Source organism: Pseudoclavibacter sp. Marseille-Q434 (assembly GCF_050315415.1).
GTDB lineage: Bacteria > Actinomycetota > Actinomycetes > Actinomycetales > Microbacteriaceae > Pseudoclavibacter.
The window spans coordinates 1-13,548 of the sequence record NZ_JBNPQH010000005.1 but is presented as its reverse complement, the minus strand read 5'-3'; the positions used below and the strand labels follow the sequence as shown (position 1 = coordinate 13,548).

The window sequence follows — 13,548 nt, the reverse complement described above, 5'->3', positions numbered from 1 at the left end:
GGCGCAGAGGAGCGACATGACCGACCCAAGAACGTTGAGCGGACTCGAGCAGCTGCAGGCGCACCTCGCCAGCGGTGCGGAGATCGCTCCCATCGCCCAGCACTTCGGCATGACCGTCGTGAGCTTCGCCGCGGGCGAGGTCGTCTTCGAGGGGGTGCCCGACCGAACGCACTACAACCCGATCGGGACCGTGCACGGCGGCTTCGCCGCCACCTTGCTCGACTCCGCCTGCGGCACCGCTGTCCACACGACCCTCCGCCCAGGCCAGGCCTACACGTCGCTGGAGATCAAGGTCAGCTTCCTGCGGCCCATGACGGCGGATACCGGGCCCGTGCGCGTTCGCGGTCGGGTCGTGAAGTCCGGAGCGCGCGCGGCGTTCGTCGAGGCGGAGCTTCGAGACTCGACAGACGTGCTCCTCGCCACCGCGACCAGCACCTGCGCGATCTTCCCGGTGAGCTGAGACGCGGCGATCCGCTGGGCGAGCGGAGCGCGCTCTCCACAGCAATCCGCCCCGACCGCGCCCCGAAACATCCACAGGATAGAATCGGGCCCGTGACCGGAACGAATCTCCTCGGCATCCCCGAGACACGCCTCGCTGCTGAGCCAGAGGTCGTCGACGACCTCTCGAACCTGCCTCACGACCAGGCCGCGCTCGCGGCCATCGTCGAGAAGCACCCGGCGTCCTCGCTGGCCTGGGCGGCCCTCGCGGATGCGGCGCACGCCGACGGCAGCACCATCGCCTCCTACGCGTATGCGCGGGTCGGCTACCACCGCGGCCTCGACGCCCTCCGCAAGGCGGGCTGGCGCGGGCAGGGCCCGGTGCCGTGGTCGCACGAGCCCAACCGGGGAGTCCTCCGTGCGTTCTACGCGCTTCGGCGAAGCGCGGCGGAGATCGGGGAGGAAGGTGAGCCAGAGCGGCTCGCCGACCTGCTGCACGACGCCGACCCTCAGGCGATCACCGAGATCGAGCGGATGCACGCGGCCAGCTAGGCGCCCACCGGCGCGACAGCTCGAGTCACGGCAACACCAGCAGGGAACAGGGCGGGGCCGTCGAGCCGGTCATCCCGACCGCGTGGCTGACGCCACGCACACGACAGGCGCGAGCTGCGCCGATCCGACAGAGAACAGGGGCACACATGCCAGGCGTAGCGATTATCGGCGGTCAGTGGGGCGACGAGGGCAAGGGCAAGGCGACCGACCTCCTCGGCGACCGCATCGACTACGTCGTGAAGTTCAACGGCGGCAACAACGCCGGCCACACGGTCGTGATCGGCAACGAGAAGTACGCGCTGCACCTGCTGCCCTCTGGCATCCTCACGCCGGGTGTGACCCCGGTCATCGGCAACGGCGTCGTCATCGACCTCGACGTGCTCTTCCACGAGATCGACCACCTCGAGGCACGAGGTGTCGACACCTCGAAGCTGCGTGTGTCCGCGAACGCGCACCTCATCACGGGGTACCACACGACCCTCGACAAGGTCACCGAGCGGTTCCTCGGCAAGCGCCAGATCGGCACGACGGGCCGCGGTATCGGCCCGGCCTACGCTGACAAGATCAACCGCATCGGCATCCGCGTGCAGGACCTCTTCGACGAGAACATCCTCCGCCAGAAGGTCGAAGCCGCGCTCTTCGGCAAGAACCACCTCCTCGTCAAGGTCTACAACCGCCGCGCGATCACGGTCGACGAGATCGTGGATGCGCTCCTCGTCCACGCCGAGCGCCTCCGCCCCATGGTCGGCGACACGTCGCTCGAGCTGTACGACGCCCTCAACGCGGGCCGCAACGTCGTCTTCGAGGGCGGCCAGGCGACGATGCTCGACGTCGACCACGGCACGTACCCGTACGTGACGTCGTCCTCGTCGACCGCGGGAGGTGCGTCCACGGGTGCAGGCGTCGGCCCGACCCAGATCAACCGCATCATCGGCATCGTCAAGGCGTACATCACGCGCGTCGGCGCTGGCCCCTTCCCGACCGAGCTGTTCGACGAGTGGGGCGAGCTGCTCCGCACTCGCGGCGGCGAGTTCGGCACCACCACGGGCCGCCCGCGTCGCACCGGATGGTACGACGTGCCCGTCGCCCGCTACACGGCACGCATCAACGGCGTCACCGACCTCGTCATGACGAAGCTCGACGTGCTCAGCGGCATCGAGCGCATCCCCGTCTGCGTCGCCTACGACGTCGACGGCGTCCGCTTCGACGAGATGCCCGTCTCGCAGTCGGACATCCACCACGCGAAGCCCATCTACGAGTACTTCGACGGATGGACCGAAGACCTCTCCGGCTGCCGCACCTTCGACGAGCTGCCCCAGAACGCTCAGCTGTACGTACAGGCGCTCGAGCGTCTCTCCGGCGCCCGCATCTCCGCCATCGGCGTCGGCCCGAAGCGCGACGAGATCATCCAGATCCACGACCTCATCGACTGACCTCAGCCGGCGGCGAGTCGCCACGTTGCGGGCGTGCGCGGCGGGGCTCTCGCGGCCTGAGACAATCGACGACGTGACTAGCGTTCCCGCCGCCCTGACCGTGCTTCCTGACCCCCAGTTCGTGATGGTCGGCGACGGCCACCGCATCGCCACCTACACGTGGGGTGACACGGATGCGCCGACCGTGATCGTCGTGCACGGCTTCGCATCCAGCACGAAGGACAACTGGGTCGCGACGGGCTGGGTGCGGGACCTGCTGCGCGCCGGCTACCGGGTGCTCGGCCTCGACCAGCGTGGGCACGGGCAGAGCGACAAGCCCCACGAGGGCCGCGACTACGACATCCGCACGCTCGCCTCGGACGTCGAAGCAGTGCTCGACGCCTACCTCGTCGACACCGCCCTGTACGTCGGCTACTCGCTCGGTGCGCGCGTCGGCTGGGAGGTCGCGCAGGACTTCGCCGACCGTATCCCGCGGGTCGTCCTCGGTGGGGTTCCCGACGGCGTTCCACTGGGGCGCCTCGACATCACCCAGGTACGCGAGCTCATCGACAGCGGCACCCCCGTGCAGGACCCGGTGACGCAGAACTACCTCGCCCTGACGGAGCGGGTCGGCGGCAACGACCTCCGTGCGCTCCTCGCGATCGCCGAGGGGATGCGCGCTTCCGGCAAGGCAGACCCGGACCTCGGCCGCGTCCCGCAGCAGCCGGTCCTGTTCGCGACAGGATCGCTCGACGGCATCATCGAGGGGTCGAAGGCGCTCTCGGCCGCGACGCCACAGGCTCGCTTCTTCGAGATCCCCGAGCGTCACCACTTCAACGCACCCGGCTCGCGTGACTTCCGGGCGGCGGCCCTCGCCTTCCTCGCAGAGGAGAGCTGACCGCCCTCCGCGGCACGTAGCCGACGGCGCCGCACGGCGTCTGGGATGCCTCTCGGCCGTGGCGGGCAGGATGCGGGCATGTCGCCCACGTCACTCACGCGTCGCACCACCAGGCCTGACAGGTCGATCCCATGGATCGTGGTCCTGCCCTTCGCCATCTCCGGTGTCATCCACCTCGTGAAGCCCGCGGTCTTCGAGCCGATCATCCCGGAGCCGCTGCGAGCGCGCGGACGCGAGCTGGTCGTCGCATCGGGGGCCGCCGAGCTCGCCTGCGCGGCCGGGCTCCTGCATCCTTCGACGCGACCCCTCGCCGGCCTCGCGAGCGCGGCCGTGCTGCTGGCGGTCTGGCCCGCGAACATGCAGATGAGCGTCGACCTCGGGCGTCGCGCGCTCCGCAAGAGGAACGCATCCTCGTTCGCCGCGTTCGCGATCTCCGTCGCGCGCCTGCCACTGCAGATCCCGCTGATCAAGGCCGCGCTGCGCTGACGCGCTCGAGTCCGACTCCTCGCAAGTTGAGCGCGCTAGCCTTTTCGAATGAGCATCGAAGCGCAGAGCGAGCGGGTCAGGACGCCCTCCGAGCAGCGGGAGATCGAGCGGAAGTACGACATCCCCGAGGGGGCTGGCGAACCTGAGCTGTCGAAGCTCGGCGCTGGACTGCGCGCGGGTGGAGCCAGCACCGAGACGCTCGTCGCCGAGTACGTCGACACCCCAGAGCTCGCCATCCTCGGCGCCCGCTGCGTGCTGCGGCGCCGGACCGGCGGGGACGACGAGGGCTGGCATCTGAAGCGACCGCGAAGCGGAGACGAGCGCATCGAGGTCCACGCGCCCGTCGGTGCCCCGCGACGCATCCCGCCTGAGCTCCGCGCCGAGTTCGCCGAGCTCATCGGCGAGCGACCCGTGCTCCCGCTCGTCGAGTTGACGACGATTCGCACGACCACCGAGGTCCGCGGCGGAGGCGCATGGTCCGCCGGAGGCGCCAGAGATGACGACGACGCGCTCGCCGCCCTCATCTGCGAGGACGTCGTGCGCGCGCGAGTCCTTCGCATCGGCGATGAGCGAACGCTGGAGTGGCGGGAGTTCGAGGTCGAGCTGGCTGAGGGCGCCTCGACTCGGGTCTTCGACGAGATCGAGGCGGTGCTCTTCGACGCCGGCCTGACGCCGTCCGTGCACACGTCGAAGCTCGTGCGCACGCTCGACGGAGTCGAGGCCGCGCAGGCGCCCACGGGGCAGGCGACAGCGGGGGAGGCCGTGGTCTTCGCGATCGCGGGCCGCTTCGGGGAGTTCCAGGCCCACGAGGACGGGGCTCGGCGAGATGCCCCGGATGCGGTCCACCAGGCGCGGGTCGCGCTGCGTCGACTGCGCAGCCTGCTGAAGGTCTTCGGCTCCCTCTTCGAAGCTGACGCGGTCAAGCCGCTTGCCGCCGAGCTGAAATGGGCTGGCGGAGTGCTCGGAGCGCCCCGCGATGCCGAGGTGCTTCGTGAGCTGGTCCTGGCGGAGCTCGACGCGGAGGATGATCTCGACGCGGGGCTCGAGGCCGTGGAGCGAGCTCGAACTCGCCTCGAGCAGGTGCTCGCGGAGCGCCACGACGCCGCCCTCGAGTCGTTCAGGGCCGAGGTCGACTCGGACCGCTGGGATTCCCTCCACGATCGTCTGGTCTCGTTCATCACGGCGCCGCCGTTCACGGATGACGCCGATCGACGTGCCCTCGGCGCGATGCGGCGGTTGACCCGCGGGGCGATCGTCACGGTCGAGCAGCGTGCGGAGCGGGCGCGGAAGAAGCCGAGGAAGCTCGAGCGGTGGCATGACGTCCGCAAGGCGGTGAAGTCGGTTCGCTACGGGTACGAGGCCATCGACGAGCTGCCGGATGCGAAGGCGAAGAAGCAGCGCAAGGAGTGGAAGCACCTCGCGCAGGCGTTCGGCGAGCCCCAGGACGCCGCGATGCTCGACGCGGAGCTCGCCGTCATCATCCAGAACCTCGACGCCGATCACGAACGCGAGCAGGGCGACGCCGGCGCGGAAACGGTCGCCGTCCTCGAGGAGGTGCGCGAGCGTGTCCGGCGTCGCCGGGGCGAGGGCCTCGACACCGCTCGCGACGCGCTCGACGACGTGACCTGAGCTGCATGACGCGGTCAGGCGGTGGTGCCAGGATCGCTGCCATGAACATCGATCTGTCGAATCGCACCGCCCTCGTGACCGGTTCAACGCAGGGCATCGGACTGGCGATAGCCGCGGACCTCGCCGCCGCCGGCGCCACCGTCGTCGTGAACGGGCGCGGTGCGGACGGGGTGGCCGACGCGGTCGCCGAGCTTCGGGGTCGCCTGCCGGACGCGACCATCGAGGGGGTGGCCGCGGACCTCGCGACGGCGGAAGGCGCGTCCACCGTCATGGCGGCGTTTCCGGACATCGACATCCTCGTCAACAACCTGGGCATCTTCGGCAGCACGCCGGCCCTGGAGATCAGCGACGACGAATGGCGTCGCTACTTCGAGGTGAACGTGCTGTCGGCGGCGCGCCTCATGCGCGAGTACCTGCCGGGCATGACGGCACGCGGCTGGGGTCGGGTCATCTCCATCGCGAGCGATTCAGCGGTGGTGATTCCCGAGGAGATGATCCACTACGGCATGAGCAAGACGGCGCTCCTCGCAGTGTCTCGCGGGTACGCGAAGGCGGTGAAGGGCACCGGCGTGACGGTCAACGCCGTCATCGCCGGCCCCACGCACACGGGGGGAGTCGAGGGGTTCGTCGCCGAGATGGTCGGGGATGAGCTCCCCTGGGATGAGGCGCAGCGTGAGTTCATGCGTCGTCACCGTCCGCAGTCGCTGCTTGAGCGCCTCATCGAGCCCGAGGAGATCGCGCACCTGGTCACCTACCTGGCGTCGCCGTTCGCCTCGGCGACGACGGGTGGGGCGTTGCGCGCCGATGGCGGCTACGTGGATTCGATCCTGCCGTGAGCCTCGACATCGGAACGGTCGAAGACCTGTGGGGCGTGCTCGAAGCGGCGACTGAGACGCGTACCCCGTTCACGCTCGGCTACCTCGGGACGGTCGGGGCGGCGGGGGAGCCTCGTGTCCGTGCGGTGATCCTGCGCGAGGTCGATGGGCGGGCGGGCACGGTGGCATTCGCGACGGATGCTCGCACCGCGAAGGTGCGGGAGCTGGGGCGGGATCCTCGGGTCGCCGTCACCTTCTACGACCCCGATCGCGACGTGCAGCTTCGTCTCGAGGGCACTGGGGAGGTCGTCCGAGATGCGGACGCGCGGCGTGCGGCCTGGGACGGGCTCGGGGAGGGGTCGAAGCGGCTGTACGACAAGCCGCTGGTGCCGGCCACGTCTCTCGCCGATGTCGTCTCCGACGGCCTGGGTGGGGGTGACGGGGCGGCGTTCGAGCGCTTCGCGTGGGTCCGCGTCGTGATTGACGCGGTCGACGCCATCGACCTGTCCGGGGTCGAGCACGCACGCGTTTTGCACTCGCGGCGCTCGGACCGCTGGGTCAGCACACGGCTTGTTCCCTAGCAGGCGCGACGGGCAGGGGCGCTAGGCGAGCGCGGCGTCGATGGCCTCCGCCGAGAGCACGTGGTCGATGGCGAGGGCACTGGCCCCCAGGATGGCGGCCTCGCCTCTGGCACGCGAGGCCACGACTCGCAGGTGCTGCGTGGCGAGCGGAAGGGAGCGCGAGTAGACGACCTCGCGGATGCCAGCCATGAGCTGCTCACCGGCTTCGGCGATGCTGCCGCCGATGACGATCATGGACGGGTTGAGCATGCTGACGCACGCCGCGAGGACCGTGCCGACGTCGCGACCGGCCTGACGCAGCGCGCGCGCAGCATCGAGGTCGCCCGAGCGCACGAGCGCCACGATCTGGGCGCTGCCGGACACCTCGACGCCCTCCCTGCGAAGCCGGCGGGCGATGGCGTCGCTGCCGGCGACGGCCTCGAGGCAGCCGAGGTTGCCGCACCGGCAGGGGGTGTCCTCTGCTCCTGGCACCGCGATGTGGCCGATGTCACCCGCGGCTCCTCTCGCTCCGCGTCGCAGGGAGCCGTCGGCGATGATGCCGGATCCGATGCCGGTGGCGACCTTCACGAAGAGCAGGTCGGAGACGTCCGGCCACTCGCTGCGGTGCTCGCCGAGGGCCATGATGTTGACGTCGTTGTCGACGAGCACGGGCGCGTCGAAGTGGGCGCCGAGGCGTCCCGCGACATCGGCGTCGTCCCACCCGGGCATGATGGGCGGGTTGATGGGGCGGCCCGAGCTGAACTCCACTGGCCCGGGGAGGCCGACGCCGACGCTCACGAGCTCGCGTCGCCCACGCCCGGAGGCGGCGAGCATCTCGTCACCCTTCTCGCAGACCCACGCGAGCACTGTGTCCGGACCGAGGTCGATGGGCAGCTTGTCCTCTGAGTCGGCGATGATGTTCGAGGCCAGATCGGTGAGGGCCATCCGCGCGTGGGTGGCACCCAGGTCGATGGCGAGGACAACCCGGCTCTCGGGGGAGAACGCGAAGACCGCAGGCGGCCTGCCGCCTGTCGAGTGGGCCTCGCCGACCGTCACGATGAGGCCTGCCGTCATGAGCATGTCGATGCGAGTGGCAACCGTGGAACGGGCTTGTCCGGTGACGGATGCGAGCTCAGCACGTGTGCGCGGCGCCCCGTCTCGCAGCATCTGGAAGAGCTCCCCAGGTCCTGGCTGGCGCGACACCGGCTTCGGCAGCTGCTCGATGACCATCGGCGTCTCCCTTCTCGAATCGGCGGCCGGTGGGAACCGAACCGACTTCGCCACGTTACCCCGCGGCGAGTCGACGTCGACTGCGACGCTTCTGTGTGGCGGCGTATCTCAATTGTGCAACAGACGTGAGACTTTTGCTTGACCGTCGACAAAAGTGCGCGTAGCTTTCGACACATGGTCAACGAAGACCCCATCTCGGGTCCATCCCCCCTGCTGCAGATGCGCGGCATCGTCAAGCAGTTTCCCGGTGCCCGGGCGCTCGACGGTGTCGACCTCGACGTGCTCCCCGGCGAAGTCCACTGCCTGCTCGGCCAGAACGGCGCGGGCAAGTCGACCCTCATCAAGGTGCTCGCCGGCGCCCACCAGCCGACCGAGGGGCAGCTGCTCCTCGACGGCGAGCCCATCACGATCCCGAACCCCGTCGCGGCCCTCGGCCTCGGCATCGCGACGATGTACCAGGAGCTCGACGTCGTCGACGGCCTGACCGTCGCCGAGAACGTCTACCTCGGGCACGAGCTCGACACGGCGGGCGTCTCGCGGCGTGCCGAGGCGAAGCAGCGCACCAGGGAGATCCTGGCGCGCCTCGGCCACTCGGAGATCTCGCCGTCGACCGAGGTCGGCGAGCTGTCCGCCGCCGGCAAGCAGATCGTCTCCATGGCTCGGGCGCTCTCGCACGACGCGCGCATCATCGTCATGGACGAGCCCTCCGCCGTGCTCGACTCCGAGGAGGTCGCGAACCTCTTCCGAGTCGTCGAGGAGCTCACCAAGGCGGGCGTCGCGATCATCTACATCTCCCACCGTCTGGAGGAGATCCGCACGATCGGCGACCGCATCACGGTGCTCAAGGATGGCCGCACGGTCGCGCAGAACCTCCCGGTCAGCGAGACGCCGACCTCCGAGCTCATCACGCTCATGACCGGCCGCAAGGTCGAGTACCTGTTCCCGGAGTCGCCTGAGCTGCCAGCGGATGCACCCGTGCTGCTCGATGTGCGTGACCTTGCACTCGCAGACACCTTCTCGGACGTCTCCTTCACGGTGTCGGCCGGCGAGATCGTGGGCTTCGCCGGGCTCGTCGGGGCTGGGCGCAGCGAGATCATGGAGACCATCTACGGGGCTCGCACAGCGACGAGCGGCACGGTCACGGTGGAAGGGAAGGCGCTTAAGCGCGGCTCCGTCACCGCCGCGGTGAACGCGGGCATCGGCCTCGCCCCCGAGGAGCGCAAGAGCCAGGGGCTCCTGCTCGACGAGCCCGTCTACCGCAACATCACCCTCTCGACCTTCCAGCGCTTCGCCTCGTTCTCCTGGCTGAAGGAGAGCGACGAGCGCCGGGCGGCAAAAGAGCAGGCCGAGTACCTCGACCTGCGGCCTGCTGGCGTCGAGCGCGATATCCGCACGCTGTCCGGCGGCAACCAGCAGAAGGCGATGCTCGCCCGCTGGCTCGTGCACGGCTGCCGCGTGCTGCTGCTCGACGAGCCGACGCGAGGTGTCGACGTGGGGGCCAGGGCTGAGATCTACGCCCTCATCCGCAAGCTCGCCGACGAAGGGGCGGCGGTTGTCGTCGTCTCCAGCGAGATCCCGGAAGTCCTCGGCCTCGCCGACCGGGTGCTCGTCGTCTCCGAAGGACAGGTCGTGCACCAGGGCCCAGCATCCGCTCTCGATGAGCACGCAGTACTCGACATGGTTATGGAAAGCAGCGCAGCATGAGCACTCAGACTCCCCAGTCCTCTGCCCCGAACGGCGGCTCCCCGTACGACGATGAAGCGATCGCTGCCCCGGCGGCCGACGAGAGCCTCCGCGTCGAGCACGAGGTCGCGAGCGACAACGCCAAGCGGGGCGGCTTCTTCCGGGGCAGCTCGGCCCGCAACTTCGGCCTCATCCTGGCGCTCGTCGTGCTCTGCATCGCGGGCACGGTCTCGGCGGGAGAGCGGTTCGCGAGCGTCGACAACCTCATGGTCGTGCTGAGCCAGGCCTCCATCATCGGCGTCCTCTCCATCGGCATGACCTTCGTCATCACGGCGGGCGGCATCGACCTGTCGGTGGGCTCGGTGCTCGGGCTCGCGTCGGTCTGGGCGACGACGCTCTCCACGCAGGCCTACGCCGAAGCCTGGGGATGGTGGGTCATCGTGCTCACCTCGCTGCTCGTCGGCCTCGGCGCCGGCGTCGTCAACGGCGTCCTCATCGCCTACGGCAAGGTCGTCGCGTTCATCGCCACGCTCGCCATGATGGTCGCCGCCCGCGGGTTCGCCGAGCTCATCGCGGGCCGCCGCACGCAGATCGTCAACGTCGACTCGTTCCTCGAGACGTTCCGCGGCGACCTCCTCGGCATCCCCGTCATCGTGTGGATCTTCGTGCTCGTCGCCATCGGCGGATGGTTCCTCCTCAACCGCACCACGTTCGGCCGCCGCACGGTCGCCGTGGGCGGCAACCCCGAGGCTGCGCGCCTCGCCGGCATCAAGGTGAAGCGCCACACGATGTACCTCTACGCGCTGGTGGGCCTCACCGCTGGCATCGCGTCCATCATGATGCTCGCCCGCACGACGGCGGGCTCCTCCACCAACGGCATGCTCTACGAGCTGGACGCGATCGCGGCGGTCGTCGTCGGCGGCACCCTCCTCGTCGGCGGCCGTGGCACGATCGTCGGCACCGTCCTCGGCGTCCTCATCTTCGCCACCCTCACGAACATCTTCATCCAGGCGAACCTCGACAGCTCCGTCCAGGCCATCGCCAAGGGCGCGATCATCGTGATCGCCGTCCTGCTCCAGCAGCGCTTCTCGTCGCGGGCCAAGACGTCCTAGCCTCCGCGACGGGCGCGAGCCCTGCATCCCCGAGCTCACCGAACCTCACCAGACCCAATCCCCACCAGTAGGACAGCATCAAAGGAGATCCCCATGTCCACGAGTTCCTTCAGGAAGACAGCTTCCCGAAAGCGCCGGATCCTCGCAGCAGGTGCAACGGCCGCTTCGGCGCTGCTGCTGCTCACCGGCTGCCTCTCGAACACCCCGCCGGCGGCGGAGGGCGAAGCGCCAGCCGGCGGCAACGCCACGGCGTCCGACAACGACGCGGCCGGCGAGCCGCTGGTCATCGGCTTCTCGGCCCCCGCGGCCGACCACGGCTGGATGGGCGCCATCACCTCGGCTGCCGAGGCGGAAGCCGCGAAGTACGAGGACGTCGAGCTGCGCGTCGCAGAGGGCACGAATGACGTGAACCTGCAGATCAGCCAGATCGAGGGCTTCATCAACGACGGCGTCGACGCCATCGTGCTGCTGCCCTTCGACGGCGCCGCCCTCACCGAGGTCGCGACGAAGGCGATGGAGGCCGGCATCCCGGTCATCAACGTCGACCGCGAGTTCACGAGTCCCTTCGCCGCCCGCACCACGGTGCTCGGCGACAACTACGGCATGGGCGTCAGCGCAGGCACCTACATGTGCGAGGAGCTCGCCGACAAGCCGGACGCCGTGGTCGCTGAGATCGCGGGCATCGACTCGCTGCCGCTCACCCAGGAGCGCAGCCAGGGCTTCGCGGATGCACTCGGCGACTGCGGTCTCGAGGTCTCGAACCGTGTCGCGGCTGACTTCACCGTGCAGGGCGGCGAGCAGGCGGCCACGAACCTCCTCCAGGCCGCTCCGAAGATCGACGCGATGTGGAACCACGACGACGACCAGGGTGTCGGTGTCCTCTCGGCCATCGAGAACGCCAATCGCGACGAGTTCTTCCTCGTCGGCGGCGCGGGCTCGGCAAACGTGATGCGCGAGATCCAGGAGGGCGACAGCGTCGTCCAGGCGACCGTCATCTACCCGTCGACGCAGGCGGCCGACGGCATCAAGCTGGCCCGCCTCATCGCGCACGACCGCTCGCTCGGCGACCTCACGTCGCAGAGCGTTCCGCGCCTCGTGCAGCTCTACGCGCCCGTCGTGACGAGCGAGAACGTCGACGAGTACATCGACGCGGCGTTCGAGTCGTAACCAGACGCCCACACTGTCCACGCGGGTGGAGTTCTCCTCCTCTCTGACTCCACCCCGCGTCGGCCTCCTGAACGAAAGAGTGAACAATGAGTCAAGACGCACAGCCGGAACTGGGCATCGGGATGGTCGGCTACGCCTTCATGGGTGCCGCACACTCGCAGGCCTGGCGCAACGCGCCCCGGTTCTTCGACCTGCCGCTCGCACCTCGGATGCGTGTCGTCGCGGGTCGCAACGCCGAGAAAGCGGCCAAGGCAGCCGACAAGCTCGGCTGGGCGTCGAGCACCACCGACTGGCGTGAGCTGCTGACACGCGACGACGTGCAGCTCGTCGACATCTGCTCGCCCGGTGACACGCACGCGGAGATCGCGATCGCAGCGCTCGAAGCGGGCAAGCACGTCCTCTGCGAGAAGCCGCTCGCCAACACGGTCGAAGAGGCTGAGCGGATGAACGCGGCGGCCATCGCCGCGGAGGCACGCGGCGTGCGTGCCATGGTCGGCTTCACGTACCGCCGAGTGCCGGCGATCCGCCTCGCGCAGCAGCTCGTCGCGGACGGCCGCATCGGTGACATCCGGCAGGTGCGGGCGCAGTACCTGCAGGACTGGCTCGCCGACGAGAACGCGCCGCTATCGTGGCGCCTCGACAAGGAGAAGGCCGGTTCCGGAGCCCTCGGCGATATCGGCGCGCACATCGTCGACCTCACCCACTTCATCACGGGGCAGCAGCTCAGCGGAGTCTCCGGGCTCGTGGAGACGTTCGTGAACGAGCGGCCCATCGCCGACGACTTCGCCGGTCTCTCCGGAACTGGCGGCAGCGAGCGGGGACCGGTCACCGTCGACGACGCCGCGGTCTTCTTCGGACGCCTGCAGAGCGGAGCCATCGCCGTGTTCGAGGCGACGCGCTTCGCGTACGGACGGAAGAACGCCATCCGCCTCGAGATCAACGGCACCAAGGGCTCGCTCGCCTTCGACTTCGAGGACATGAACGTGCTCGAGTACTTCGACGCGACCGGCGACCAGGCGACCGCCGGCTACACGCGCATCATCGTCACCGAACCCGACCACCATCCCTTCATCAAGGCCTGGTGGCCCGCCGGCCACGGCCTCGGGTACGAGCACGCCTTCACGCACCAGGCTGTCGAGCTCGTCGAGGACATCGCGGCCGACCGGGCACCCGCGCCTTCCTTCGCGGACGGCCTCGCCGTGCAGCGAGTGCTCGCGGCCGTCGAGGAGAGCTCGGCGAACGGCAGCTCGTGGGTCGCGATCCCCGTGTCTGCCACCTCAGCACCGACACCCGTCGAACCAGAACTCCAGAGGAGCTAGCGCATGTCTCGTCCTGTCACGTTGTTCACCGGTCAGTGGGCCGATCTGCCGTTCGAGGAGGTTGCGCGTCTTGCGGGGGAGTGGGGGTATGACGGTCTGGAGATCGCCTGCTGGGGTGATCACCTGGATCCGTGGCGGTGGGATGACGCCGAGTACGTGGCTTCCAAGCTGGAAGTGCTGGAGCGCAATGGTCTGCAGGTGTGGACGATCTCGAACCACCTCAAGGGGCAGGTGGTGTGCGACGACC

Annotated in this window: 13 protein-coding genes and 1 pseudogene; 13 read left to right on the top strand and 1 reads right to left on the bottom strand. The window is 69.3% G+C overall.

The annotated features are described in order from the left end of the window. Nucleotides 1–16: 16 nt before the first annotated feature. From ACQFZP_RS16500 to ACQFZP_RS16465, 8 genes are all read left to right on the top strand, one after another. Complete coding sequence (locus ACQFZP_RS16500; protein WP_249312679.1) at nucleotides 17–460, top strand: PaaI family thioesterase; 444 nt, start codon at nucleotides 17–19, stop codon at nucleotides 458–460. A gap of 92 nt (nucleotides 461–552) precedes the next feature. Beyond that, entirely contained in the window at nucleotides 553–990 is a 438-nt protein-coding gene (locus ACQFZP_RS16495; RefSeq protein ID WP_104310312.1) for a DUF3151 domain-containing protein, read from the top strand. Nucleotides 991–1,136: 146 nt separating this feature from the next. After that, nucleotides 1,137–2,423, top strand: coding sequence for an adenylosuccinate synthase (locus ACQFZP_RS16490; RefSeq protein WP_104310313.1), 1,287 nt, complete (start codon nucleotides 1,137–1,139; stop codon nucleotides 2,421–2,423). Between the two features lie 73 nt (nucleotides 2,424–2,496). Beyond that, entirely contained in the window at nucleotides 2,497–3,300 is an 804-nt protein-coding gene (locus tag ACQFZP_RS16485) for an alpha/beta fold hydrolase (RefSeq protein ID WP_307852947.1), read from the top strand. 78 nt (nucleotides 3,301–3,378) lie between these two features. Beyond that, entirely contained in the window at nucleotides 3,379–3,786 is a 408-nt protein-coding gene (locus tag ACQFZP_RS16480; protein ID WP_211892110.1) for a DoxX family protein, read from the top strand. Between the two features lie 48 nt (nucleotides 3,787–3,834). Next, a complete protein-coding gene (locus tag ACQFZP_RS16475; RefSeq protein WP_211892109.1) occupies nucleotides 3,835–5,415 on the top strand; it encodes a CYTH and CHAD domain-containing protein in 1,581 nt (526 codons plus the stop codon). Nucleotides 5,416–5,456: 41 nt separating this feature from the next. Continuing rightward, nucleotides 5,457–6,251: an SDR family NAD(P)-dependent oxidoreductase gene (locus tag ACQFZP_RS16470; RefSeq protein ID WP_179555908.1), complete on the top strand. Its 795-nt coding sequence runs from the start codon at nucleotides 5,457–5,459 to the stop codon at nucleotides 6,249–6,251. Beyond that, nucleotides 6,248–6,811, top strand: a complete 564-nt coding sequence (locus tag ACQFZP_RS16465) for a pyridoxamine 5'-phosphate oxidase family protein (RefSeq protein WP_211892108.1) — start codon at nucleotides 6,248–6,250, stop codon at nucleotides 6,809–6,811. The genes ACQFZP_RS16470 and ACQFZP_RS16465 overlap by 4 nt, the downstream gene beginning before the upstream one ends. Before the next feature lie 21 nt (nucleotides 6,812–6,832). Here ACQFZP_RS16465 and ACQFZP_RS16460 read toward each other — a convergent pair whose 3' ends face one another. Then, the gene (locus ACQFZP_RS16460) at nucleotides 6,833–8,020 is read right to left on the bottom strand and encodes an ROK family protein (RefSeq protein ID WP_179555910.1); all 1,188 of its coding nucleotides are present in this window, start codon (nucleotides 8,018–8,020) and stop codon (nucleotides 6,833–6,835) included. Nucleotides 8,021–8,194: 174 nt separating this feature from the next. On the opposite strand from ACQFZP_RS16460, the gene ACQFZP_RS16455 reads away from it, so the two are divergent. From ACQFZP_RS16455 to ACQFZP_RS16435, 5 genes and pseudogenes are all read left to right on the top strand, one after another. Continuing rightward, nucleotides 8,195–9,724, top strand: a complete 1,530-nt coding sequence (locus ACQFZP_RS16455) for a sugar ABC transporter ATP-binding protein (protein ID WP_104310319.1) — start codon at nucleotides 8,195–8,197, stop codon at nucleotides 9,722–9,724. After that, nucleotides 9,721–10,815 (top strand): ABC transporter permease, encoded by a 1,095-nt coding sequence (locus ACQFZP_RS16450; RefSeq protein ID WP_211892107.1) that lies wholly within the window; start codon nucleotides 9,721–9,723, stop codon nucleotides 10,813–10,815. Before ACQFZP_RS16455 ends, ACQFZP_RS16450 begins: the two co-directional genes overlap by 4 nt. A gap of 93 nt (nucleotides 10,816–10,908) precedes the next feature. Then, nucleotides 10,909–11,982, top strand: coding sequence for a substrate-binding domain-containing protein (locus ACQFZP_RS16445; protein WP_211892106.1), 1,074 nt, complete (start codon nucleotides 10,909–10,911; stop codon nucleotides 11,980–11,982). Between the two features lie 86 nt (nucleotides 11,983–12,068). Next, nucleotides 12,069–13,301 carry a Gfo/Idh/MocA family protein gene (locus tag ACQFZP_RS16440; protein ID WP_249312678.1) on the top strand — a complete coding sequence of 411 codons (1,233 nt, stop codon included), beginning with the start codon at nucleotides 12,069–12,071 and terminating at the stop codon, nucleotides 13,299–13,301. Nucleotides 13,302–13,304: 3 nt separating this feature from the next. Next, a pseudogene (locus tag ACQFZP_RS16435) lies at nucleotides 13,305–13,548 on the top strand (sugar phosphate isomerase/epimerase); the annotation flags it as partial.

Excerpts from the sequence above, each read along its gene's own strand:
- ACQFZP_RS16500 (WP_249312679.1), top strand. The coding sequence starts at position 17 with ATGACCGACCCAAGAACGTTGAGCGGACTCGAGCAGCTGCAGGCGCAC.
- ACQFZP_RS16490 (WP_104310313.1), top strand. The coding sequence starts at position 1,137 with ATGCCAGGCGTAGCGATTATCGGCGGTCAGTGGGGCGACGAGGGCAAG.
- ACQFZP_RS16480 (WP_211892110.1), top strand. The coding sequence starts at position 3,379 with ATGTCGCCCACGTCACTCACGCGTCGCACCACCAGGCCTGACAGGTCG.
- ACQFZP_RS16475 (WP_211892109.1), top strand. The coding sequence starts at position 3,835 with ATGAGCATCGAAGCGCAGAGCGAGCGGGTCAGGACGCCCTCCGAGCAG.
- ACQFZP_RS16470 (WP_179555908.1), top strand. The coding sequence starts at position 5,457 with ATGAACATCGATCTGTCGAATCGCACCGCCCTCGTGACCGGTTCAACG.
- ACQFZP_RS16460 (WP_179555910.1), bottom strand. The coding sequence starts at position 8,020 with ATGGTCATCGAGCAGCTGCCGAAGCCGGTGTCGCGCCAGCCAGGACCT.
- ACQFZP_RS16455 (WP_104310319.1), top strand. The coding sequence starts at position 8,195 with ATGGTCAACGAAGACCCCATCTCGGGTCCATCCCCCCTGCTGCAGATG.
- ACQFZP_RS16450 (WP_211892107.1), top strand. The coding sequence starts at position 9,721 with ATGAGCACTCAGACTCCCCAGTCCTCTGCCCCGAACGGCGGCTCCCCG.
- ACQFZP_RS16445 (WP_211892106.1), top strand. The coding sequence starts at position 10,909 with ATGTCCACGAGTTCCTTCAGGAAGACAGCTTCCCGAAAGCGCCGGATC.
- ACQFZP_RS16440 (WP_249312678.1), top strand. The coding sequence starts at position 12,069 with ATGAGTCAAGACGCACAGCCGGAACTGGGCATCGGGATGGTCGGCTAC.